The 24346-nt window shown below is 62.8% G+C and carries 21 protein-coding genes; 18 read left to right on the top strand and 3 right to left on the bottom strand.

The features are described from left to right. Positions 1 to 65: 65 nt before the first annotated feature. From H3H51_RS05860 to H3H51_RS05805, 12 genes are all read left to right on the top strand, one after another. The gene (locus H3H51_RS05860) at positions 66 to 572 is read left to right on the top strand and encodes a DNA polymerase III subunit chi (protein ID WP_183088114.1); all 507 of its coding nucleotides are present in this window, start codon (positions 66 to 68) and stop codon (positions 570 to 572) included. Between the two features lie 128 nt (positions 573 to 700). Then, positions 701 to 3532, top strand: a complete 2832-nt coding sequence (locus H3H51_RS05855; protein ID WP_183088113.1) for a valine--tRNA ligase — start codon at positions 701 to 703, stop codon at positions 3530 to 3532. Positions 3533 to 3583: 51 nt separating this feature from the next. Beyond that, positions 3584 to 3880 carry a winged helix-turn-helix domain-containing protein gene (locus H3H51_RS05850; protein WP_183088112.1) on the top strand — a complete coding sequence of 99 codons (297 nt, stop codon included), beginning with the start codon at positions 3584 to 3586 and terminating at the stop codon, positions 3878 to 3880. A gap of 184 nt (positions 3881 to 4064) precedes the next feature. Continuing rightward, positions 4065 to 5030, top strand: a complete 966-nt coding sequence (locus H3H51_RS05845) for a YbgA family protein (RefSeq protein ID WP_183088111.1) — start codon at positions 4065 to 4067, stop codon at positions 5028 to 5030. Continuing rightward, the gene (locus H3H51_RS05840) at positions 5030 to 5977 is read left to right on the top strand and encodes a MerR family transcriptional regulator (RefSeq protein ID WP_183088110.1); all 948 of its coding nucleotides are present in this window, start codon (positions 5030 to 5032) and stop codon (positions 5975 to 5977) included. Before H3H51_RS05845 ends, H3H51_RS05840 begins: the two co-directional genes overlap by 1 nt. Next, positions 5965 to 7404, top strand: a complete 1440-nt coding sequence (gene phrB / locus H3H51_RS05835; protein WP_183088109.1) for a deoxyribodipyrimidine photo-lyase — start codon at positions 5965 to 5967, stop codon at positions 7402 to 7404. Before H3H51_RS05840 ends, phrB begins: the two co-directional genes overlap by 13 nt. Continuing rightward, a complete protein-coding gene (locus tag H3H51_RS05830; RefSeq protein ID WP_183088108.1) occupies positions 7397 to 7819 on the top strand; it encodes a nuclear transport factor 2 family protein in 423 nt (140 codons plus the stop codon). The genes phrB and H3H51_RS05830 overlap by 8 nt, the downstream gene beginning before the upstream one ends. After that, positions 7816 to 8586: an SDR family NAD(P)-dependent oxidoreductase gene (locus H3H51_RS05825; protein ID WP_183088107.1), complete on the top strand. Its 771-nt coding sequence runs from the start codon at positions 7816 to 7818 to the stop codon at positions 8584 to 8586. The genes H3H51_RS05830 and H3H51_RS05825 overlap by 4 nt, the downstream gene beginning before the upstream one ends. Continuing rightward, positions 8583 to 9830, top strand: a complete 1248-nt coding sequence (locus tag H3H51_RS05820; protein WP_183088106.1) for an NAD(P)/FAD-dependent oxidoreductase — start codon at positions 8583 to 8585, stop codon at positions 9828 to 9830. The genes H3H51_RS05825 and H3H51_RS05820 overlap by 4 nt, the downstream gene beginning before the upstream one ends. Beyond that, positions 9827 to 10618, top strand: coding sequence for a DUF1365 domain-containing protein (locus H3H51_RS05815; protein ID WP_183088105.1), 792 nt, complete (start codon positions 9827 to 9829; stop codon positions 10616 to 10618). Before H3H51_RS05820 ends, H3H51_RS05815 begins: the two co-directional genes overlap by 4 nt. Beyond that, positions 10605 to 11879 (top strand): SAM-dependent methyltransferase, encoded by a 1275-nt coding sequence (locus H3H51_RS05810; protein ID WP_183088104.1) that lies wholly within the window; start codon positions 10605 to 10607, stop codon positions 11877 to 11879. The genes H3H51_RS05815 and H3H51_RS05810 overlap by 14 nt, the downstream gene beginning before the upstream one ends. 80 nt (positions 11880 to 11959) lie before the next feature. Then, positions 11960 to 12478: a DUF2878 domain-containing protein gene (locus H3H51_RS05805; RefSeq protein ID WP_183088103.1), complete on the top strand. Its 519-nt coding sequence runs from the start codon at positions 11960 to 11962 to the stop codon at positions 12476 to 12478. Positions 12479 to 12580: 102 nt separating this feature from the next. Here the strand turns inward: H3H51_RS05805 and H3H51_RS05800 are convergent, their stop codons facing one another. Beyond that, positions 12581 to 13594 (bottom strand): GlxA family transcriptional regulator, encoded by a 1014-nt coding sequence (locus H3H51_RS05800; protein ID WP_183088102.1) that lies wholly within the window; start codon positions 13592 to 13594, stop codon positions 12581 to 12583. Positions 13595 to 13699: 105 nt separating this feature from the next. Between H3H51_RS05800 and H3H51_RS05795 the strand changes: the two genes are divergently transcribed. Both H3H51_RS05795 and H3H51_RS05790 read left to right on the top strand, forming a co-directional pair. After that, complete coding sequence (locus tag H3H51_RS05795) at positions 13700 to 14248, top strand: cysteine hydrolase family protein (RefSeq protein ID WP_183088101.1); 549 nt, start codon at positions 13700 to 13702, stop codon at positions 14246 to 14248. A gap of 36 nt (positions 14249 to 14284) precedes the next feature. Further along, on the top strand, positions 14285 to 15109 hold the full coding sequence (locus H3H51_RS05790; RefSeq protein WP_183088100.1) for an alpha/beta fold hydrolase: 825 nt from the start codon (positions 14285 to 14287) through the stop codon (positions 15107 to 15109). Between the two features lie 95 nt (positions 15110 to 15204). On the opposite strand, the gene H3H51_RS05785 is transcribed toward H3H51_RS05790, so the two are convergent. Together H3H51_RS05785 and H3H51_RS05780 are read right to left on the bottom strand one after the other, a co-directional pair. Then, positions 15205 to 15693 (bottom strand): hypothetical protein, encoded by a 489-nt coding sequence (locus H3H51_RS05785; RefSeq protein WP_183088099.1) that lies wholly within the window; start codon positions 15691 to 15693, stop codon positions 15205 to 15207. 207 nt (positions 15694 to 15900) lie between these two features. Next, positions 15901 to 18336: a LuxR C-terminal-related transcriptional regulator gene (locus H3H51_RS05780; RefSeq protein WP_183088098.1), complete on the bottom strand. Its 2436-nt coding sequence runs from the start codon at positions 18334 to 18336 to the stop codon at positions 15901 to 15903. 446 nt (positions 18337 to 18782) lie between these two features. On the opposite strand from H3H51_RS05780, the gene H3H51_RS05775 reads away from it, so the two are divergent. Genes H3H51_RS05775 through H3H51_RS05760 form a run of 4 tightly spaced genes read left to right on the top strand, consistent with a single transcriptional unit; the run spans position 18783 to position 24326 of the window. Next, positions 18783 to 20579, top strand: a complete 1797-nt coding sequence (locus H3H51_RS05775) for a DUF1302 domain-containing protein (RefSeq protein ID WP_183088097.1) — start codon at positions 18783 to 18785, stop codon at positions 20577 to 20579. A gap of 10 nt (positions 20580 to 20589) precedes the next feature. After that, positions 20590 to 21933, top strand: coding sequence for a DUF1329 domain-containing protein (locus tag H3H51_RS05770; RefSeq protein WP_183088096.1), 1344 nt, complete (start codon positions 20590 to 20592; stop codon positions 21931 to 21933). A 45-nt stretch (positions 21934 to 21978) separates the two neighbouring features. Beyond that, a complete protein-coding gene (locus H3H51_RS05765) occupies positions 21979 to 22584 on the top strand; it encodes a gluconate 2-dehydrogenase subunit 3 family protein (RefSeq protein ID WP_183088095.1) in 606 nt (201 codons plus the stop codon). Positions 22585 to 22640: 56 nt separating this feature from the next. Continuing rightward, the gene (locus H3H51_RS05760; protein WP_183088094.1) at positions 22641 to 24326 is read left to right on the top strand and encodes a GMC oxidoreductase; all 1686 of its coding nucleotides are present in this window, start codon (positions 22641 to 22643) and stop codon (positions 24324 to 24326) included. Positions 24327 to 24346: the final 20 nt, after the last annotated feature.

The raw sequence follows: 24346 nt of genomic DNA, 5'->3' as shown, positions 1-24346 counted from the left end.
CCCTCAGCCATTTCAGCCACGCCCGACCGCCCCTTGCGACGACTCGGACAGGCCCAGAAGCCGCCATGGACATCCCCAAGTCGCCGAAGCCCGCCCATCTCCTGGATGACCTCGAAGCCATCCGCGAGCTGCTGGAAAAAGACCAGCTAGAGCCGCCACTGCTCACCGACACACTGGACGACAGCCTGCAGATCCCGCTGCTGTCGGACATCATCGAGCCAGGCCCGGCCATCCCGCCTGCCTTGCCGACGGCGCCACCCGTAGCGCCGGCGCCCGCCTCCAGTCCCACGCTCAGCATCCCGCCGCAGCCGCCTGTCAGCCCTGCACCGGTGGCGCCGGTGGTGAGCAAGCCCATGCCCAGCGTGACGGCAACGGTAATTGGCAACGCCGTACAACGCAGCCTGCCCCCGCCAAGCAGCACCGAGCAGAACCGCCTGGACGCCGAACTGCGCGCTGCGGCCCAGCTGATCCTGCAGGACGTGATCGACGACTTCGTGCCGCAGATCGAAGCCGAACTCAAGCGCCGCCTGGATGCCCGCCTGGATCGCCTGATCAAGCGCCCCAAGCCCTGAGCAACCGCGCCTTGCACCTGTTTCGACCGCAATAGCCCCACCAATCCGCCGGCCTTACGCCTCGCGCACCATCCCCGTTATACTTGCCGGCTTTCCCGATCAGTTGCCAATACGGTCCCGCCGCACCCATGGACAAGACCTACCAGCCCCACGCCATCGAAACTTCCTGGTACCAGACCTGGGAGCAAAACAACTACTTCGCCCCGCAAGGTTCCGGCGAGCCCTACACCATCATGATCCCGCCGCCGAACGTCACCGGCAGCCTGCACATGGGCCATGGCTTCAACAACTCGATCATGGATGCGCTGATCCGCTTCCGCCGCATGCAGGGCCGCAACACCCTGTGGCAGCCGGGCACCGACCACGCGGGCATCGCCACGCAGATGGTGGTCGAGCGTCAGCTGGCCGCCGACGGTATCGGCCGCCACGACCTGGGTCGCGAGAAGTTCCTGGAAAAGGTCTGGGAGTGGAAGGAACAGTCCGGTGGCACCATCACCCGGCAGATCCGTCGCCTGGGCTCCTCGGTGGACTGGTCGCGCGAGCGCTTCACCATGGACGAGGGCCTGTCCGAGGCCGTTAAAGAAGCCTTCGTGCGCCTGCACAACGATGGCCTGATCTACCGCGGCAAGCGCCTGGTCAACTGGGACACCAAGTTCCACACCGCGATTTCCGATCTCGAAGTGGAAAACCACGACGAGAAGGGCCACCTGTGGAACCTGCGCTACCCGCTGGCCGACGGCAACAAGACCGCCGACGGCAAGGATTACCTGATCGTCGCCACCACTCGCCCGGAAACCATGCTCGGCGACAGCGCCGTGGCCGTGCACCCGGAAGACGAGCGCTATAAAGCCCTGATCGGCACCTTCGTCGAGCTGCCGTTGGTGGGTCGGCGCATCCCGATCATCGCCGACGACTACTGCGATCCCGAGTTCGGCACCGGCTGCGTGAAGATCACCCCGGCCCACGACTTCAACGACTATGAAGTCGGCAAGCGCCACAACCTGCCGCTGCTCAACATCTTCGACAAGAACGCCGCCGTGCTGGCCAAGGCCCAGGTGTTCAACGTCGATGGCAGCGTCAACGCCGAGATCGACGGCAGCCTGCCGGCCGAATACGCCGGCCTCGACCGCTTCGTCGCGCGCAAGCAGATCGTTGCCGCCTTCGAGGCTGCCGGCCTGCTGGAAAGCATCGACGACCACGCCCTGAAAGTACCGAAGGGCGACCGCTCCGGCACCATCATCGAGCCGTGGCTGACCGACCAGTGGTACGTCTCCACCAAGCCGCTGGCCGAGAAGGCCATCGCCGTGGTCGAGAGCGGCGAGATCCAGTTCGTGCCCAAGCAGTACGAGAACATGTACTTCAGCTGGATGCGCGACATTCAGGACTGGTGCATCAGCCGTCAGCTCTGGTGGGGTCACCGCATCCCGGCCTGGTACGACGACGCCGGCAACGTCTACGTCGGTCGTGACGAAGCGGAGGTACGCACCACGCACAACCTCGGCGACGCCAACCTGCGCCAGGACGAAGACGTCCTCGACACCTGGTTCAGCTCCGGCCTGTGGACCTTCTCCACCCTCGGCTGGCCGCAGCAGACCGACTTCCTCAAGACCTTCCACCCCACCGACGTACTGGTCACCGGCTTCGACATCATCTTCTTCTGGGTCGCCCGGATGATCATGCTGTCCACCCACCTGACCGGACAGATCCCGTTCAAGACCGTGTATGTGCACGGCCTGGTGCGCGACGGTCAGGGCCAGAAGATGTCCAAGTCCAAGGGCAACGTGCTCGACCCGCTGGACATCGTCGACGGCATCACCCTCGACGAGCTGCTGGAAAAACGCACCACCGGCCTGATGCAACCGAAGCTGGCCGAGAAGATTGCCAAACAGACCCGCGCCGAGTTCCCGGAAGGCATCGCCGCCTACGGCACCGACGCCCTGCGCTTCACCAACCTGGCGCTGGCGTCCACCGGTCGTGACATCAAGTTCGACATGGGCCGCGTCGAGGGTTACCGCAACTTCTGCAACAAGCTGTGGAACGCTGCCAACTTCGTGCTCGAAAACACCGATGGCCAGGACACTGGCATCAACGGTGAAGCGGTCGAGTTGTCCTCCGTGGACCGCTGGATCATCAGCCAGCTGCAGCGCACCGAGGCCGACGTCACCCGTCACCTCGACGGTTTCCGCTTCGACCTGGCCGCCCAATCGCTCTACGAGTTCGTCTGGGACCAGTACTGCGCCTGGTACCTGGAGCTGGTCAAACCCGTGCTGTGGGACGAGAACGCCCCGGCCGAGCGCCAGCGCGGCACCCGCCGCACCTTGGTGCGAGTGCTTGAGGTCGTCCTGCGCCTGGCTCACCCGTTCATGCCCTTCATCACTGAAGAAATCTGGCAGCGGATCAAGGCCCAGGCCGGCGTCAGCGGCGAGACCATCATGCTGCAGGCCTGGCCGGTGGCGAACGAGAGCCGCATCGATGCCGCCGCCGAAGGCGACATCGAGTGGGTCAAGCAGCTGATGCTCGGCGTGCGGCAGATCCGTGGCGAGATGAAGATCTCCATGGCCAAGCGCATCGACATCATCGTTGCCAACGCCAGCGCAGAGGACCTGCGTCGCCTCAACGACAACGCGCCGCTGCTGAACAAGCTGGCCAAGCTGGAGTCGGTACGCGTACTGGCCGCCGGCGAGGAAGCACCGATGTCCGCCACCGCCCTGGTCGGCGACATGCAAGTGCTGGTGCCGATGGCCGGGCTTATCGACAAGGACGCCGAACTGGCGCGCCTGGACAAGGAGATCCAGCGCCTCTCCGGTGAAGTGCAGCGCGTCGGCGGCAAGCTGAGCAACGAAGGTTTCGTCGCCAAGGCGCCGGCAGAAGTGCTCGACAAGGAGCGCGCCAAACTGGCCGAGGCCGAACAGGCGCTGGCCAAGCTGGTCGAGCAGCGCGAGAAGATCGCCAACCTGTAACCCCACAAGGCCCGCCATCGCGGGCCTTGTGCTTTCTGTAGGAGAACGCTCATGGATATCAGCAAAACCAAAAGCAGCTTCTATCGCCGCCTCTACGTGGCCTGGCTGATCGACAGTGGCGTGGCCGCCAGCGTGCCGGCGTTGATCGAGGCCACCGGCATGCCCCGGCGCACCGCCCAGGACACACTGTTGGCTCTGGGTGAACTGGATATCGAGTGCGTCTTCGAGCAGCAGGAAGGCGAGCGCAACAACGCTGGGCATTACGTGATCCGCAATTGGGGCGCCATCGACAAGCAATGGGTCAGCGCCAATCTGGCGCGCATCAAGGCCCTGCTCGGCTACCCCTGAACCCGCCCATGTACACCCTGCAACCCCGCAGCCAGGGAGTTTTGGCCGCACCCGCCTATCGCCCACACTAGAAACCGCCACAAAAACTGTACAAATTATTTGATATGTACAGCTATAAGCCTATGATGAACCAACATTGTACAGAACTATATTTCTGTACAAGTTATCAGCATAGGTGCCCGCCATGTACCAGAGCCCGTCCCCCAGCAAGCCCAGACTCGGCATCAGCGCCTGCCTACTCGGCGCCGAGGTGCGCTTCAACGGCGGGCATAAGGAATCGCGCCTGTGCAGCCAGATCCTGGCCGAGCACTTCGACTTCGTGCAGGTGTGTCCGGAAGTGGCCATCGGCCTCGGCACCCCGCGTGAAGCGATCCGCCTGGTCGGCGACCCACAAGCCCCGCGCGCCATCGGCAGCCGGGATCGCGAGCACGATGTCAGCCAGGCGTTGAGCGACTATGGCCAGCGTATGGCTGGCGAGCTGGGCGATATCAGCGGCTATATCGTCATGCAGAAATCACCGTCCTGCGGCCTGGAGCGGGTCAAGGTCTACCAGGACAGCGGCTACCCCGCCGAAGGTGGCGGCACCGGCCTGTACACCGCCGCCTTCAGCCGCCTGCGTCCGGACCTGCCGATCGAGGAAGACGGCCGTCTCAACGACCCGGTGCTGCGCGAGAACTTCCTCACCCGCGTCTACGCCTACGCCGAATGGCAGCGCCTGCTGGCCGCCGGCCTGAGCCGCCGCGCCATCACCGACTTCCACGCCCGTTACAAGTACCAGCTGATGGCCACCAACCCGGCGCAGTACCAGGCCCTCGGCCGCCTGCTCGGCGACCTCGGCCAGCATGAGCCGCTGGAGCTGGGCCCGCGCTATTTCAGCCTGCTGATGGCGGCGCTGAAGAAATGCGCCACCCGCGGCACCCACAGCAACGTGCTGCAGCACCTCTCCGGCTACCTCAAGCAGGCCCTCAGCCGTGAGGAGAAACAGGAAATGCAGCAACTGATCGACCAGTACCGCAGCGGCATCATCCCGCTGGTGGTGCCTCTGACCCTGCTCAAGCACCACTTCCGCCAGCATCCGGACCGCTACGTGGCGCACCAGGCCTACCTGCAGCCGCACCCGGAAAACCTCAGCCTGCGCAACGCCATCTGATGAACGCTCCCGACGACTATCAACAAGCCCTCGCCCAAGGCTATCTGCCGATCCGCGAGGTGGCGCGCAGCACCGGGGTCAATCCGGTGACCCTGCGCGCCTGGGAGCGCCGCTACGGCCTGATCGTGCCGCACCGCACGCCCAAGGGCCATCGCCTGTATTCGGCCGACAACGTCGAACGCATCCAGGCCGTACTGGCCTGGCTGGCACGCGGCGTGGCGGTCAGCCAGGTCAAGGAACTGCTCGAACAGCGCACCCCTACCGCCAGTGTCGGCAGCAACCTGTGGCAGGAACAGCGCCAGGCCCTGCTGCACAGCATCGCGCAGCAGGCCGAACGGCAACTGGACGAACAGTTCAACCGCGCCCTGGCGCTCTATCCGCCGCGCACCCTGTGCCAGCAACTGCTGCTGCCGCTGCTCGCCGAGCTGGACCAGCGCTGGCACGGCGCGCCCTTCGGTGCCCAACTGGAGCGGGTGTTCTGGCACTCCTGGCTGCGCAGCAAGCTCGGCGCACGGCTGTACCACAACAACCGCCAGCAGGCTGGCGCCGCCCTGTTGCTGGTCAACCTGTCCGACCTGCCGCTGGAGCCCAACCTGTGGCTGAGCGCCTGGCTCGCCAGCAGCGCCGAGTGCTCGGTGGAGGTGCTCGACTGGCCGGTGCCCGCCGCCGAACTGCTGCTGGCCGTGGAGCACAGCGCCCCGCGCGCCCTGCTGCTGTACGCCGGCCAGGCCCTGGACAACGCGCAGCTGCGCCGCGAACTGCCGCGCCTGCACAGCGCCTGCAACGTGCCCGTGCTGCTGGTCGGCCACGCCACGCAGATCCACGCCGACGAACTGCACACCCTGCCCGGCCTGCACCTGGCCCGCGACCCACTCGATGCCGAACAGCTCCTGCAACGCCTAGGGCTGCTTGGCGAACCGCAAAAGGACACCCCATGCGCCAACTGATGTGGCTGCGCAGCGACCTGCGAACCCAGGACAACACCGCCCTGCACGCCGCCATGGGCGCCGGCCCGACCATCGCCCTGTACCTGATCAGCCCGCAGCAATGGCTGGAGCACGACGATGCGCCGTGCAAGGTCGACTTCTGGCTGCGCAACCTGGTCGAGCTGCGCCAGCGCCTGGCCGAACTCAACGTGCCACTGCTGATCCGCCGGGCGCCGCACTGGCGCGATGCACCCCAGGTGATCGCCGAGCTGTGCCGGCAGCACGCCATCGACTGCGTGCAGGTGAACGAGGAATACGGCCTCCACGAAAGCCGCCGCGACCGTGAGGTGGCGGCCAGCCTGGAGCCGCTTGGCGTGCGGCTGCGCAGCCACCTGGACCAGCTGTTCTTCCCGCCCGGCAGCGTGCTGACCAAATCCGGTAGCTACTTCCAGGTCTACAGCCAGTTCCGTAAGATTTGCTACCAGCGCCTGCACACCGCCTTGCCGGCCCTGGTCGGCCTGCCCGCGCCCCAGGCGCCGCTGGGTATTGCCAGCGACGAAGTACCCGCCGCGGTAGACGGTTTCGCCACGCCCAGTGACAGCCTGCGCCAGCTCTGGCCCGCCGGTGAAGATGCGGCCCAGGAACGCCTGGCGCTGTTCGCCGAAGAGCGCCTGGCGTACTACCAGGACAGCCGCGACTACCCGATCGTCCCCGGCACCAGCCAGCAGTCGACCTACCTGGCCGCCGGGGTGATTTCCCCGCGCCAGTGCCTGCATGCGGCGCTGCGCGGTAACCAGGGCGAGTTCGACAGCGGCAACCCCGGCGCCGTCAGCTGGATCAATGAGCTGCTCTGGCGCGAGTTCTACAAGCACATCCTGGTCGGCTACCCGCGCGTCTCGCGCCACCGCGCCTTCCGCCCGGAGACCGAGGCCCTGCCCTGGCGTGACGCCCCGCAGGACCTGCTCGCCTGGCAGCAGGGCCGCACCGGCATCCCGATCATCGACGCGGCCATGCGCCAACTGCTGGCCACCGGCTGGATGCACAACCGCCTGCGCATGGTGGTGGCGATGTTCCTGACCAAGAACCTGATGATCGACTGGCGCGAAGGCGAGCGTTTCTTCATGCGCCACCTGATCGACGGCGACCTGGCGGCCAATAACGGCGGCTGGCAGTGGAGCGCCTCCACCGGCACCGATGCGGCGCCCTACTTCCGCATCTTCAACCCTATCAGCCAGTCGCAGAAGTTCGACGCCGACGGGCGCTTTATCCGCACCTGGCTGCCAGAGCTGGTCGGCCTGAACAAGCGCGACATCCACGACCCGTCGGCGATGGGCGGGCTGTTCGGCCTGGCCGACTACCCACGGCCGATCGTCGACCTGGCGCACAGCCGCGAGCGCGTGCTGCAGGCGTTCCGCAGCCTGCCGCCGCTGGAGCCGGCACATGTCTGACTTCCTCCGCCAGTTTGCCGAACGCTTCGCCGCACTCGATGCCGGCAACCTCGACCAGCTGGGCGAGCTGTACAGCGACGACATCCTGTTCCGCGATCCGCTGCATGAGGTGCGCGGCCTGCCGGCGCTGCGCGGTTACTTCGGCGAGTTGTACGCCAACATCGACCAGCTGCATTTCGATTTCCACGGCTACGACCAGGTCAGCGACGGCGAAGGCTACCTGCGCTGGACCATGACCTATCGCCACCCGCGCCTGGCCGCGGGCCGGCCGATCCGCGTGGACGGCTGCTCGCACCTGCTGTGGTGGGACAAGGTCTACCAGCACCGCGACTACTTCGATGCCGGCGCGCTGCTCTACGAGCACCTGCCCGTGCTCGGCCGCGTGATCGCCTGGCTCAAGGGGCGTCTGGCATGAGCAAGCGCATCTGGCTGACCGGCGCCAGCAGCGGCATTGGCGAAGCGCTCGCCCACTTGCTGCTGCAGCAGGGCCATCGCCTGGCCGTCAGTGCGCGCAATGCCGGCGCCCTGCAAACCCTCGCCGAGCGCTACCCGCAGCAGGTGCTGCTGGCCCCCGGCGACCTCACCGACGCCGAGCAGGTGCAGGCCATCGGTGCGCGCATCGCCAGCCAGTGGGGCGCCCTCGACCAGGCAATCCTCAACGCCGGCACCTGTGAATACATCGACGTGGCGACCTTCGAAGCCGCCATGGTCGAGCGCGTGGTACGCAGCAACCTGCTCTCCGCCAGCCTCTGCGTCGAGGCCGCCTTGCCCTTGCTGCGCCTGGGGCAGAACCCGCACCTGGTAGCGGTGTGCAGCTCGGTGACTTTTCTCCCCCTGCCGCGTGCCGGTGCCTACGGCGCGTCCAAGGCGGCGATGCGCTACCTTTTCGAATCACTGCGCATCGACCTGGCAAGTGCCGGCATCGATGTCACCCTGGTCAGCCCCGGCTTCGTCGACACCCCGCTGACCCAGCGCAACGACTTCCCCATGCCGATGCGCTGGCCGGTGGACAAAGCCGCCCGCTACATCGTCGAGCACCTCGATCGGCGCCCGCTGGAAATCGCCTTCCCGCGCCTGTTCATCGCCACCCTGGTGCTGCTCGCTCACCTGCCCAAACGCCTGCAACTGGCGCTGGGCAAACGCCTGGCGCGCACATCCTCCGACGCGGATTCCAGACCATGAACATCGCCATCATCGGCAGCGGTATTTCCGGCCTGACCAGCGCCTACCTGCTCAATCGCCAGCACGACATCACGGTCTTCGAGGCCAGCGACTGGGTGGGCGGGCACACCCACACCGTCGATGTCGAGGTGGGCGGGCAGCGCCATGCCATCGACACCGGTTTCATCGTGTTCAACGACTGGACCTACCCCAATTTCATCGCCCTGCTCGAACGCCTCGGCGTGGCCACGCAACCCGCCGAAATGAGCTTCTCGGTGCGCGACCCGCTGACCCGCTGCGAGTACAACGGCAACACCCTCAACAGCCTGTTCGCCCAGCGCCGCAACCTGCTGTCGCCGCGCTTCTGGGGCATGTTGCGCGACATCCTGCGCTTCAACCGCGAAGCCCTCGACGACCTCGCCCGGCAGCGCATCGCCGCCGACACCACCCTCGGCGACTACCTGCGCGAACGGCGCTACGGCCAGCGCTTCATCGACCACTACATCGTGCCGATGGGCGCGGCGATCTGGTCCATGTCGCTGGCCGACATGCTCGGTTTTCCGCTGCAGTTCTTCGTGCGTTTCTTCAGCAACCACGGCCTGCTCTCAGTCAGCCACCGCCCGCAGTGGCGGGTCATCGCCGGCGGCTCGCGCAGCTATGTGGCGCCGCTGTGCGCAAGCTTCGCCGAGCGGATTCGCCTGAACTGCCCGGTGCAACGCATCGAGCGTGATGCCGACGGCGTGACCCTGCACAGCCCGGCCGGCGCCGAACGCTTCGACAAGGTCATCTTCGCCTGCCACAGCGACCAGGCCCTGGCGCTGCTGGCCGCCCCCAGCCAGGCCGAACGGGAGATCCTCGGCGCCCTGCGCTACGCCGAAAACGACGTGGTGTTGCACACCGACACCCGCCTGCTGCCCGAGCGCCAACTGGCCTGGGCCAGCTGGAACTACCGCCTCGGCGGACCGCGCGAACAACCCGCCGCCGTCACCTACAACATGAACATCCTGCAGGGCATCCAGGCGCCGCACACCTTCTGCGTCAGCCTCAACCAGAGCGCGGCCATCGACCCGGCCACGGTCCTCGGCCGCTACACCTACGCCCACCCGCAGTACAGCCTGGCCGGGGTGGCCGCGCAGGCGCGCTGGGCGGAGCTCAACGGCGCGCAGCACAGCTACTACTGCGGCGCCTACTGGGCCAATGGCTTCCACGAAGACGGCGTAGTCAGCGCATTGCGCGTGGCCGCCGCCTTCGGTGAGCAGCTGTGAACAGCGCCCTCTATCGCGGCTGGGTCAGCCACCGGCGCCTGCTGCCGCGCAGCCATGCCTTTCGCTACAGCATGGGCATGCTCTACCTCGACCTGGCCGAACAGGACGCCGTGCTGGCCCTGTCACCCCTGGCCGGACGCTCGCCCTGGGCCGCCTTCGCCTTCCGCGAAAGCGATTTCCTGCCGCAGCTCACTCGCCACGGCACGCCCCTGGTGGACGCCGTGCGCCAGCGGGTCGGCGCGGCCCTCGGGCATGTCCCGCAGGGCCGCATCTGCCTGCTGGCGCAGCCGCGCAGCTGGGGCCTGGCGTTCAACCCGGCGAGCTTCTTCTACTGCTTCGAGGCCGACGGGCGCCTGGCCGCGATCCTCTGCGAAGTGCGCAACACACCCTGGCACGAGCGTTATCACTACGTCCTGCCGACCCATGCCGAGGGTGAATCGCGCCATCGCGTGGCCAAGAGTTTCCACGTCTCGCCCTTCCTGCCGCGCGAGCTGGAATACCGCATGCGCTTCAGCGCACCCGGCGCGCAACTGCACGTACGCATGCAGGACTGGCAGGGCGACGAGCTGCTGTTCAGCGCCGGCCTGGCCCTGGAGCGCATCGAGCTGACCCGCGCCAGCCTGCACCAGCACCTGCTGGCCTTTCCCTGGATGACCGGCAAGACCCTGCTCGGCATCTATTGGCAGGCCCTGCGCCTGCTGCTCAAACGCATCCCCCTGTTTCCCCATCGCGCCGCGGACGGCGAGCAACGTACCGCCCATCTGGAGCCCAGCCATGAAAAGCCCTGACCTGACTTCCGCCAAGACCCGCGTGCGCGCCGGCAGCGGCCTGGGCGCCGGCCTGCTGCGCAGCGCCGTGCTGCGCCAACTCGGCCAACTGCGTCACGGCCAGCTGGCAATCATCGAGAACGGCGAACGCCTGCTGTTCGGCCAGGCCGGTTCACCGCTGCATGCGGAAATCCAGGTGCTCGACCCGGCGGTGTGGGGCATGGTCGCCGGCAATGGTTCGATCGGCTCCGGCGAAGCCTATATCCACGGTTACTGGAGCACCCCGGACCTGACCGCGGTGATCCGCGTGTTCGTCAGCAACCTCGATGTGCTGGACGGCATGGAGCGCGGCCTGGCCCTGCTCGGCCGGCCGCTGATCCAGGGCCTGCACTGGCTCAACCGCAACACGCGCCAGGGCTCGCAGAAGAACATCGCCGCCCACTACGACCTCGGCAACGCGCTGTTCGAGCAATTCCTCGACCCGACCATGATGTATTCGGCCGCCATGTTCGAGCGCCCCGACGACAGCCTCGAACAGGCCCAGCTGAACAAGCTCGAACGCATCTGCCAGAAGCTCCAGCTCAAGCCCGCCGACCACCTGCTGGAAATCGGCACCGGCTGGGGCAGCATGGCCATCTACGCGGCCGTGCACTACGGCTGCAAGGTGACCACCACCACCCTGTCGCGCGAACAGTTCGCCTACACCCAGCGGCGCATCGAGGAGCAGGGCCTGCAGGAACGTATCACCCTGCTGCTGAAGGACTACCGCGACCTCGACGGCCAATACGACAAGCTGGTGTCGATCGAGATGATCGAAGCGGTCGGCCATCGCTTCCTGCCCACCTACTTCCAGCAATGCGCGCAGTTGCTCAAGGACGACGGCCTGATGCTGCTGCAGACCATCACCATCCGCGACCAGCGCTACGAACAGGCCAAGCGCTCGGTGGACTTCATCCAGCGCTACATCTTCCCCGGCGGCGCCCTGCCCTCGGTGAGCAAGATGCTGGAAATCGTCAGCCGCGACACCGACCTCAACCTGCACCACATGGAAGACTTCGGCCTGCACTACGCCGCCACCCTGCGCCTGTGGCACGACAACCTGCGCCGCGCCCGCCATGCCCTGGAACAACTCGGCTACGACGACTACTTCTACCGGCTGTGGGAGTTCTACCTGTGCTACTGCGAGGGTGGCTTCCTCGAACGCACCATCGGCACCGCGCAACTGCTGCTGGCCAAGGAAGGCGCCCGCCCGGCGCCGCTGCTCGGCCGCTTCGATGCTTGATGCATGACCTCCCCTCTCCCCCCGGGAGAGGGGCCGGGGGTGAGGGCACTCTCAGCCCCTCGAACTATCGGCCCGCCCATATGCCGCTGACAGCGCCCCGCTCACTGATCCTCAACGCCCTGCTGTTCCAGCTCGGCTGGTTCGCCTGCGTGTTCGGCGCCCAGCGGCCCTGGCTGTTGCTGCTCGCCGGCGCCTGCCTGGTGGCGCACTTCCTGTGGATTTCCAGCTGGCGCGAAGACGGCCGGCTGGTGCTCAGCGTGCTGCTGTTCGGCTGCCTGCTGGACTCCAGCCTGCTCCACCTCGGCGTGCTCGCCTTCCCCAGCGATAGCCCCCTGCTGCCAGGTTGGCTGGCACTGCTGTGGGCCCTGTTCGCCACCACCCTGAACCACAGCCTGGCGTGGAGCGCGCGCCCCTGGTGGCTGGGCGCCCTGCTCGGCGCAGTGTTCGGGCCACTGTCGTACTACGCCGGCGCGCAACTGGCAGACGTGGGCATGCCACTGGGCACCTGGCCGACGCTGGCCGTGCTGGCGGGAATCTGGGCGGGGGCGATGGTGGGATTGAATACGCTGGCGAGGGTCTGCAAGCCCCGAGCGGCATGAGATTGATCGTCTGATCGTTGCCACGCTCCGCGTGGGCATGCCGTTGCAGACGCTCTACGTCTGTGGGACGCAAAGCGTCCCGGAAGCATGGGAACCCTCTATCTAGAGCGCAGCCGCCTGATCGGCCTTGTCCGCCGGCGCACTCACCCCGAAGCGCTTGCGGTAATCGCTGGGCGACAGCCCGGTGATCTTCTTGAAGGTGCTGCGAAAGGCTCCCGGGTCCTGGTAGCCGACGTTCCAGGCGATGTGGTCGACCGTGCCGTTGGTGAATTCGAGCATCTCCCGCGCCTTGCCGACGCGCACATGCTGGCAGTACTCGGTGGGCTTGAGCCCGGTGGCGGCACGGAAGCGGCGCAGGAAGGTGCGCTCCTCCAGCCCGGCACGTTCGGCCATCGCACTCAGCGATACATCCACTGCGCCATTGCCCTGCAACCAGTGCTGCACCTTGAGCACGGCGGCGTCGCCATGGCTAAGGATCGGTGCGAAGTTGCTGCCGCATTCGCGGGCGCTGTCCATGTGCTCGACCATCAGGAAACGCGCCGTGTGGGCGGCAATGCTCGGCCCCATCAGCCGGTCCACCAGGCGCAGGCCCAGTTCGGCCCAGGCCATCAGGCCGGCGGTGGTGATCATGTCGCCGTCGTCGACGATCGGTGTATCCACTTCTACCTTGAGCCGCGGATAGCGCTCGGCCAGTTCCTTGGCGCGGGTCCAGTGGGTGGTCGCCTTGCGCCCGTCGAGCAACCCGGCTTCGGCCAGCACGAAGGAGCCGAGGCACACCGAGCCCACTGTCGCACCGCCGGCATGGTGCTCGCGCACCCAGGCAGCCAGGCGCTGCATCACCTCGGAAGCCGGCAAGGTGGTCAGCGAGGGAGGAATCAGCACCGCCACCAGCTTGCTCGCAGCACCGGGCTGGCTGTCGAACGTCCGCAGCGGCTGGCCGCCACTCTCATCCAGGCGCCAATGGCTGATGCGCAGTACCGGCAGCTGCGCCGAGGCCTGCTCAGCGGCAATCTGATTGGCCACGCTGAACAGATCGGTCAAGCCATCCACCGCCGAGGTCTGTGCACCCGGGTAGACCAGCAGACCGATCTCGGCGATCGCACGCGTATTGCTCATTGTCAGTTTACCCACCGCAGTTGTCGTTCCTGCCAATCCTCGGCGCGCCGCAAAAGGCCAACACTGGCCCCAACACCACAGCACAACCCACCCGAGGAAAACATCATGGCTAAGCAAGCGCTCATCGTAGTTGATATCCAGAACGACTATTTCCCTAACGGCAAATGGCCCCTGGTCGGGGTTGAAGCAGCTGCCGACCAGGCCGCCCGCGTTATCGCCAAGTTCCGCGCCGCCGGCGACCTGGTGGTGCATATCCGCCACGAGTTCACCAGCGCCGACGCACCGTTCTTCGCCCCCGGCTCGGAAGGCGCGCAACTGCACCCGAAAGTGCTCAACCGCAGCGATGAGCCAGTCGTACTCAAGCACTTCATCAACTCGTTCCGCGAGACCGAGCTGGAAGCCATCCTCGACCAGCACGGCATCGACGAACTGGTGGTGGTCGGCAACATGAGCCACATGTGCGTCCACGGCATCACCCGTGCCGCCGTCGACATGGGCTACACCGTCACGGTGATCCACGACGCCTGCGCTACGCTCGACCTGGAGTTCAACGGCGTGAAAGTCCCGGCCGCCCAGGTGCATGCCGCCTTCATGGCAGCACTGGCCTTCGCCTACGCCGGCATGAGCAGTACCGATGACTTCCTGGCTCCCTGAGCCTCCACCTGCCCCTATCGATAAGGAGTTAGTCACATGAGTACCATCACCACTCGCGACGGCACCCAGATCTACTACAAGGACTGGGGCAGCGGCCAACCCGTGGTCTTCAGCCACGGCTGGCCACTGAGCGCCGACAGCTGGGAATCGCAGATGCTGCACTTCGCCGCCAACGGCTACCGCGCCATCGCCCATGATCGTCGTGGCCACGGCCGCTCCAGCCAGCCGTGGAACGGCAACGAGATGGACACCTATGCCGACGACCTGGCGCAGCTGATCGAAGCGCTCGACCTGAAAGACGTGGTGCTGTTCGGCTTCTCCACCGGTGGTGGCGAGATCAGCCGCTACATCGGCCGCCACGGCACCAGCCGCCTGGCCAAGGCCGGGCTGATCTCGGCGGTGCCGCCGCTGATGCTGCAGACCGAGAGCAACCCCAAGGGCTTGCCCATCGAGGTGTTCGACGGCATTCGCGCCGGGCAGATCGCCGACCGCTCGCAGCTGTACAAGGACATCGCCAGCGGTCCGTTCTTCGGCTTCAACCGCCCCGGCGCCAAGTTCTCCCAGGGCCTGGTCGACTCGTTCTGGATGCAGGGCATGCTCGGCGGGCACAAGAACACCCTGGACAGCATCAAGGCGTTCTCGGAGACCGATTTCCGCGAGGACCTGAAGAAGTTCGACGTGCCGACCTTGATCATCCACGGTGACGACGACCAGATCGTGCCGATTCAGGCCGCCGGCCTGGAGTCCGCGCGGCTGATCCCGCACGCCAAGCTGATCGTCTATCCGGGTGCGCCCCACGGCCTGACCGATACGCACAAGGAACAGGTCAACGCCGACATGCTGGCCTTCGTCAAATCCTGAGCCTCACCGGCCGCCGCCGCACCTTCAACCGTGCGGCGGCGCCGTTTGTCCCTTTGCGCCGCTCGCCACACCATCAGTAGCGACTCGGCGCGCGACTAAACGCGGGGGCCGCGGGCGTTCTTCTTCTGCAGGATCATCGACGCTTCGTTGTAGGCATTCTGGAAGGCATCGCCGCCGACCCAATTCACCGCGCTGTCTTCGTCTTCATCGTGGAAGATCCCGCGATAGGTAATCAGCAGGCCCATCATGAAGTCGGTCGCCGCGTCTTCCGCCTCCTCCGCGACCACCAGTTCCAGCACCGGGTATTGCAGGAACACCAGGCACATCGCTAGCAGGCTGATGCCTTCGCCGACTTTCATCGCCTGGAACAAATCGTCGAAGTGCGCCGGGTCGAAGCCGTTCTCTTCGATGTCTTTGAAGTCGAAGGTGCTGAGGTCGATCTCGACATCATCGAATGGCTCGTCGATCAGCGGGTTGGCCAGCAGCGGATGCACGACATTGGCTTTGAACTTGCCAGAGCGGTTCTGCTTGGCCTTGGCTTTGGCCCGCTGGGCGCGTTTTTGCTGTTTATCTGGGGAGGCCATAGCGGCGAGCTCCTTGTTCGTTGCAGCCATAGTCATGGCCCAGGGTAATCGGGTGCAAATTGTATGCAGTCTTGGCCAGGTACAGCGGCCAAAGGGGACAGTTTTTCAGGTTACAAACATCCGCCAAGCGCGCTAAAAATAGACATTTCCTGGAAGTGGCGCATGCAGAGTGCTGTTTCGTTAAACGGAGGATCGGCACTCTACTGCTCAGAGAATCCCCATCGACTTGGCCTTTGCTACCGCTTGCGCCCTACGCCTCACGCCTAGCTTGCCGCAGATCCGTTGGATATGGCTTTTCACAGTAAACATGGAGATGAATAGCCGTTGCCCGATCTCGACATTCGATAGGCAGGCCTCCACGAGTCGAAGCACCTCGGTTTCTCGCTCAGAAAGAAGGTCGTGCTGCCGCTCTCGCTCCACGAGGGAGCAAAGATCTGGATGGGTGCGCTCCAGATACTCCATGGGCAGCCGATGGTTTAGCGGCTTGGCCGTCTCCAGAGCTTGAAGTAACCAGGTCCGTGCCTCGTCCTTCTCCCCGGCGTTGTAGGAAAGTAGGGCGAGCTTGAACGTCAGGTCAGCAGCACAGGTTAGATAACCAAGGGGAGTGGCTTTGGCGATGACTTCCTGGAGTTCCCTGCGTGCTTGCGAGTGATCTGCCGCACCTACTTCTGCTATTAGCCCCTCACACTCCAGCAGCAACTCAAGCGTAGACATCGGTTGAGTGCTTTGGCCGCAAGCATGCCGCTGGCGAATGTTCTCAAGTAGCAGCAATGCTCGGGCGGGTTCTTGGCGCCGGATCAGTACCTTCGCTTGTGCCAGCTCTAGATTCGCCAGGTAGCTCGATGGTGTCATTTTCCGTTCGGCCAATAGCCTGGCAGCTTTCTCCACCAGGCTATTGGCTTTCCCGACCTCATCATCCAGTAGCGCTAGATCGGCCAAAGCCAGCAAGGCCTGGTACGCAGCAGGCTCTAGAGCATTGCGCATGATCCGGAAGGCGGTCCAGAAATGCTCCTCAGCCAGAGCGATTTTGCCTAGGCGCATTTGGACTTGGCCAAGTTTGAGGTGGAGCCGCCCCACCCATCCTCGCTCGGAGAAGATGGTGTTGGTGATGAGTAGCAGATTGCGCTCAAGCATCGTTTCTGCCTGAACTAGCTGGCCTCTAACCATCATGACTTCGGCCTGATAGTTATCCATCACCACCGCAGGCAGCTCGCTGTCGAACAGCTTCAAGAATTGCCGTGCGGAGGCTAAAAGGTCGTCGACGGCTGCGAGTTGCCCGGCAAACAATGCGTGGTTGATCAGGGTGGTGCGGCAAAGCAGTTGAACCGCCCAGTCTTTGACCGGTAGGACTGCAATAGCTTCTTTGCAGTGGCGCTGAGCGTGCTCGCGGTCACCTGAGGCATGTGCCAGGAGCCCTAGTAACGCTTGGCCGCGACCCAGTGTCCGTAGGTGCTGCTCAGCCGTTGCTGCGGGGAGAAACTTGTTGAGGCTTTCCAGGCAGGCCGCTGCTTTCTCGACTTGGAACGTAACGCCAAACGCGAAGGCGTTGAGCAGAACCAAGTCGCTGCTGCTGTGCGTGAGGCTATTGGGAAGGTCGTTGAACCACTCAAAAACCTGTGTGGATTGAAAGCCGTGTAGAAGACGTCTGTCTGCAAGCTGCTCGAGTAGTTTTGTCGCCCGTTCATGCTTGCCTGCGGCCAGGGCATGGTCGATTGCGAAGCGGTATTGCTCCTGCTGCGCCAGCCAATCGCATGCTTGCAGATGAATACGCTGGGTGTCTTCGGTGCTCAGCTCGCGAGCCAGAACGGAGGCTGCGGTGGGCATGAGCCGGAACCATCCTGGGTGTTCAGCGATGGGATAGAGCAGTGCACCCTGACTCTCAAGATCCCGAAACCATGCATAGCTATCGGTTAGGTTTAGTAGGTGCGAGCAGAGCGCTTCATCGAAGGCCGAGGCAACTGCCAGGACGGCTAATTGCTGCCGAAGCTGGCCTTGCAGCGTGCCTAGCACCTCGATTTCAACGTAGTCCCGAAGCAAGGATTCGAGCTGGTAATTGCTGCTCAGATGGCTGCGCTGGCTCTGTTGCGCGGCAAGCCAGATGGAGGCAGCCGCAAACCAGCCCTGGGTATCACGAAAGGTGCCTTCGAAAGCCTTGAGATCGGTTCCTTCGCCGAGCAAGGCCGGCAGCTCGGCATGAGTGAGGGCAAGGTCCACACCATTGAGCTCCAGTAGCTCATCAGCGATCAGCAGCTTCGCCATGTTGATGGCAATGCGTCGCCGGCTCGTTATCCACCACTGAACAACGGGGGTGTGCAAATTCAGAAGCCGCCCCAGCAAGGCATCTAGTTCTGGTGTGGGCTGGTGGGGGTAGTCATCGAGCATGACCCAGACAGGCTCGGAAATTGACAGCAACGCTCTAGTTGCCAGGGCTTCGTTGATCCCCTCCGGGGCAGCCAACCCCAGCGCGTCCACGAGGTGTTGAAGAAATGCCTCGTTGCTAAGTGCCGTGCCATGCAGGGGAATCCAAGCGACCTTTCCACCAGTATGAGAGCGGGCACAGTCCGCCATCAGCGTGGTTTTCCCGCTGCCAGCCGCAGCGCAGAGCAGGCGCAGGCGAACATCGCGTGAGAGCACCTTGCTCATCAGAGACGTGCGCAAGACGTGGCTTCTTGGTTTTCGGGGAAGCTGGACAGTCAACGCGTTCTGGGAGGAAGCAGCCGGAATCATAAGCTCGTCTTGTTCGTGGAAAGGAAACCGCTCATTTCCTCGCTCCCTAATATGAGGCCTGTCCCCTCCATATGCCATTCACCCAAAAGCACTAACGATATGAAGCAAAGGACTACGGTTGCGTGTATATCGACTTAGAAATTATATAAATCTAATAAAAACAGTTAGATACATATTGTTATCGAATTTGGTGCTTTGAGGTTAATGCGAGCAGGCATACCTGAGACGTAGTGTTCAACCGACCCGTGAGTCCGACCTGCACCGTGGGCTCATGCTGTCTGAACGTGTGCGTCTGCAATGACCGTCTTGCCGCCGTTAGCAAGTGGGGTTGCGCTCAACAATAAAAACAAGTGAGACACAGGATGCAAAAATCACCCACGCTACGCCGTGCTGTTCGTGCGGCTATCTATGGCTACTCCCGGCCCCGCCTGGCTCTTGGTGCCCTGGCTCTAAGCTTGGTTCCGTGCGGGTCGGCATTCGCCTTTCAGTTTGAAGGTGAAACACTGTCTGGCTCTCTCGACACGACCGTCTCGTACGGTGCCACCTATCGCACGCAGGCGCCATCCAAGAAGCTGATTGCCAGCTCCAATGGCGGTAGTCTCGACAATGGCCCAATCGTTTCCGACGATGGCGACCTGAACTTCCGCAAAGGCGATCTGGTGTCGGAAGTGGCGAAGGTCGTGTCTGACCTGAACCTCCGCTTTCAGGACGATTACGGCGTCTTCATGCGTGGTCGAGCCTTCTATGATTTCGAATTGAAGGATGACCCTCGTCGTCATCGTGAGATCAGTAACGATGGTGAGGATCTTGCCGGCTCCGGTGCGGAGCTGCTCGATGCGTTTGTCTATGGCGGCTGGGATATCGGCGATCGCCGGTTCACCGCGCGCTTAGGCCGCCAAGTGATCAACTGGGGTGAGTCGATGTTCGCCCAAGGCGGCATTTCGGCAACCAACCCCTATGACGTGAGCGCTCTTCGTGCTCCAGGGTCGGAAATCAAGGAAGCCTTCCTGCCAACCCTGATGGGGTCGTTCTCCTTCGAGCTGACCGAGAATGTGGCGCTTGAGGGCTACTGGCAACCGGGCTCTTCCTGGGAAGCCGCGAAACTCGATGCCTGCGGGACCTTCTTTTCGACCTCCGACGTGATCGGCGACGATGACTGCGACTATCTGCCTGTCGCGGCCATTCAGGAGTCGATCACCGGTCTGCTGGGAAGCGCGACTGCATTCGATAGCCCAGACGAAGTGCGCGCCTATCTCAATAGTGTGCCGGCCCCCATACGCCCGCTCGCTGAATCCCTGCTCATGACGACCTTTGTTCCACGCGCACACGATGTTGAGCCTGATGACGATGCTCAATACGGATTGAGCTTGCGTTGGATGGCTCCGGAGTTGAACCAGACGGACTTCGGGCTCTATTACCTTCGCTACAGCACGCAGACACCGGTAGTCAGCGCCACGGCAGGTGCCACCGTGGCGGTGCCTGGTGTAGGCCCCATTCCGTTTGCCAATCGAGCCACCTACTTTGCGGAGTATCTGGGCAAGCGAGATCTCTATGGCTTCAGCTTCAACAGCACTATTAATGGTGGGCTGCTGGATGGTTTGGCCGTTGCAGGTGAACTGAGTTATCGCCCTGACTCCATTGTCGGCAAGTACACCTCTCGCGCCGTGATTTCTCCGGCAGTGGTGGGCGGGTTGCCTGAGGGGACTTACATCCCTGGCTATGTCGAAAGGGATCGGGCGCAAGCCACTCTTTCCGCCATCTACCTGCTCCCCAGCGGCGTGCTGGGTGCGGACCTGGGAAGCATCGTCGCCGAGGCGAGTGCCAACCGCATCTACGGAAGCCTGCCTGCACAGACATTTGATAACCCCGATTTTCCCGGCGGCATGACCAACAGCTCCTGGGGTGCCACCACCTCTGCTTCGCTGACCTACAACGACATCCTGGGACAGTTCACCGTTTCTCCCGGTGTCAGCGTGTACAGCGCCATCAACGGGCGCAACGGCGCCAACAACGAAGGCGAGCGGGCCTACACCGCGAAGGTGGATGCCACTTACAAGGAGGTGGTCGGTGCCGGCGTCAGCTACACCGCGTTCCATGGCGGTGGGCGCTACAACCGCGACCGCGACTTCCTGAGTTTCAACGTCAAGTACAGTTTCTGAGGGTGTAGTAATGACTGCTTTCTATAAGACTCATCTTGTTGCTGCACTGGCGTTGATCTCGTGTGGTCATGTACTGGCGGCTTCTGATGTATCCCGTCTGGGCCAAGATCTCACTCCGGTCGGAGCTGAAAAGGCCGGTAATGCCGACGGCTCGATTCCGGCCTGGGATGGTGGCCTGCCAATGACCAAGGATGCCTTCGACCCGGCAACGGGCTACAAGGATCCCTATGCAGCAGACAAACCCCTGCTGACTATCACCGCAGCCAACGCAGAGAGCTACAAGGACAAGATTAGCGAGGGCCAACTGGCCATGCTGCGCCGGCACCCCGATACCTGGAAGATGAACATCTATCCAACTCACCGGTCCGCGTCCTTTCCGCAGTTTGTCTATGACGCGGCCAAGGTAAACGCTGAGCAGACCAAGCTGACCGAAGATGGCAACGGCATAACGGAAGCGAAGGTTGCCACTCCGTTCCCTCTGCCTAAATCTGGTTTGGAGCTCATCTGGAATCACCTGCTGCGCTACCGTGGCAATGCGGTCCAGCGGACCAATGCCGGGGCCAATATCCAGGCTGGTGGTAGCTACACCATCGGCAAGAACCGCGACATCTACCTGTACAACCGCGACTTCCGCAATGACGGCTCCCAAGAAGGCAACATGCTCTTCTACTACCTTCAGGAAACGCTGGCACCGCCGCGTGATGCGGGTGGGGTTCGACTGATTCAGGACACCGTCAACCAGACGATCGCTCCACGCCAGTCTTGGGCATACACACCGGGGCAGCGTCGAGTTCGGCGATCCCCCACGGTCGGTTATGACACCCCGACCGCCGGCGGTCTCATGACGGTGGACGATGTGGACATGTTCAACGGTGCCCCGGATCGCTTCACTTGGGAGATCATGGGTAAGAAAGAGATGTACGTTCCGTACAACAGCTATCGGTTCGCCTCGCGTACCAATACCTACAAGGACATCATCCAGAAGACCCACATCAACCCGGATCTCACCCGTTACGAACTGCACCGTGTTTGGCATGTACGGGCCAAGTTGAAGCCGGGTGTGCGGCACATCTATTCGCAGCGTGACTTCTACTTCGACGAGGACTCCTACCAGATTCTTGTCGCCGAAAGTCGTGATAGCCGAGGTGCCCTGTGGCGCCTCGCAGAAACCTACATCATCAACTACTACGACCATCAGATCATCTGGACCTCAGGTGAGGCGCAGTACGACCTCATCTCTGGCCGCTACACGATCAATGCTCTTGCCCAGGAAGAAACGCCAGTTAACTTCGACGTGAAGCCTGATCTGAAAGAGTTCACCCCCGCACGTTTGAGGCAGGCCGGAGTGCGTTAACGCACTCCTTTCCTCTCAATTTCAAACCGTACTGGGGATCTCAAAATGCTACGTCGGCAGTTTCTGGCAAATACATGCGTGCTACTCGGTGGCCTTACCTCCAGCGGGTTGGTCAATGCGTTGGCGGGGGGCGATAAGCAACTGCTTTCCTTTCCACTCAACTCTCATCAGGCCCGGCTTTGCTCGGTCCTATCGGACCTGATCATCCCTCGCACAGATACGCCTGGCGCGGTGGATGCGAAGGTCCCTGACTTTGTCGAGAGCGTGGTCTCTGACTGGTATGCCCCGCGTGAGCGAAGCATTTTTCTCGAAGGGCTAGCAGCACTCGATGAGCACTGCCTGAAAGCGTTTTGCCGCGAGTTCATCAAGAGCGAGCAGGCGCAGCAAGTGGCTTGCTTGCAGAGCTTCGAGGCCATCGCAATGGAGTACGCGAAGGCTCATCCGCAGCCCATCACGCCAGCCTCTGTGATGGGTAAGGGCGCTATCGATCAAGAAGCGCCTTTCTTCACCAAGCTCAAAGAGTTGGTGGTGGTTGGTTACTACACCTCTGAAGCGGCTTCCAACACCGAAATGCAGTACCTGCCTGTACCGGGCAGATACAGCGGTGAGGCCGATCTAAAAGACAGCGGCGGTCGCCAGTACATCTGGTGATCGACCGGCTGCACCAATAAGCCACTCGCCTGATGGCAATTTTTTAATGGTGTTTTATGCAGACTGATTTTGATGCAATCGTCATCGGCTCGGGTATCACTGGCGGCTGGGCTGCCAAGGAACTCTGCGAAAAAGGTCTCAAGGTTCTCGTGCTGGAGCGCGGCAAAGAGATCAAGCACGATGTCGACTACAAAGGCATGTTTCAGCCGCCGTGGAAGATTCCATTCGGTGGTAAACCTTTGCGTGAGCTGTATGACTCCGAGTATCCAGTTCAAAGCAAAATCTATGCATTCGACGAAACCACGCGCCACTTCTTCAACAACGACAAAGCGAACCCTTACGCTTTCAATCCAGAGAAGCCCTTCGTGTGGATTCGCCCTGGCGTGCTCGGTGGTAAATCCCTTGTCTGGGGGCGTCACGTCTATCGGTTCAGCGACCTAGATTTCGAAGCCAACAAAAAAGATGGCCATGGCTGCGACTGGCCGATCCGCTACGACGATCTGAAGGACTGGTACAGCTATGTAGAGAAATTCATTGGCGTCAGTGGGCAAAAAGAAGGCCTGGCGCAGCTCCCTGATGGTGAGTTCCAGCCGCCGATGGAGATGAACCATGTAGAGAAGGTTTTTGCCCAGAAGGTCAAGGAGACTTACGGCGGTTCCCGTTGTGTAACGATGGGGAGAATGGCTGTCCAGACCGAGGCGAAGAACAACCGTGGGGCCTGCACCTACTGCTACAAGTGCGAGCGTGGTTGCACCTTCAAAGCGTATTTCAACAGCATCGTCTCGACGCTACCGGCTGCTCAGGCCACCGGAAATATGACGTTGCGTTGCGACAGCGTCGTGGAAAGCATCGAGTACGATCACGCGACCAAGCGAGCGTCGTCGGTTCGCGTGATCGATGCGAACAGCCGAGAAAAGCTGAAGTTCTCCGCGAAGATGATTTTCCTCTGCGGCTCTACCATCGGCAGTACGCAGATCCTGCTGAACTCCAAAAGCGAAACCTTCCCCGAAGGCTTGGGCAATACCAGTGGCGTGCTAGGGCGCTACCTCATGGACCACACCTACGGTAATGGTGCCTTGGGGGTGATGCCTGGCTATCTGGAGAAATACCCATACGGATACCGGCCCAACCAGATCTACATTCCCCGGTTTAAAAACCTCAACAACAAGGAAGAGCCGTACCTGCGTGGCTATGGCTACCAGGCTGCTGCACAGCGCCTGGGCTGGAACTCCAAGTTCGGCGCGATTCCTGGCTTCGGGGCGAAGTTCAAAGAGGCAATGAAAGGCCCCGGCCCCTGGCTCATGTACGTGGCCGGTTTCGGCGAGGTTCTGCCTAACTATGAGAACAAGATGTTCCTGCACCCTACTTTGACTGACTCGTACGGCATCCCGTTGGCCTGCTTCGATTACGTCTACAGGGACAACGAGAAGGCCATGGTCAAGGACATCGTGTCCGAAGCCCATCAGATGCTTGCCGCTGCCGGTGCTGTGATGATCCAGGACTTCTCCGGTACGCCTCCAGGAGCCAGTGTTCATGAAATGGGCACTGCTCGTATGGGCCGCAATCGAGAGGACTCCTTCTTGAACAAGTGGAATCAGAGCCATGAGGTTCCCAATCTCTTCGTTACCGATGGCTCCTGCATGACCTCTGTGGCTTGCGTAAACCCATCGCTCACGTTGATGGCGCTGACGGCGAGGGCAGTGGATCACGCGGTGACTGAGTTCAAGGCCGGTCGGATCTGACTTCACAACTGGGTATTTTT

Source organism: Aquipseudomonas ullengensis, assembly GCF_014174475.1.
Classification (GTDB): Bacteria; Pseudomonadota; Gammaproteobacteria; order Pseudomonadales; family Pseudomonadaceae; genus Aquipseudomonas; species Aquipseudomonas ullengensis.
This window is presented reverse-complemented; position numbering and strand designations above follow the sequence as displayed.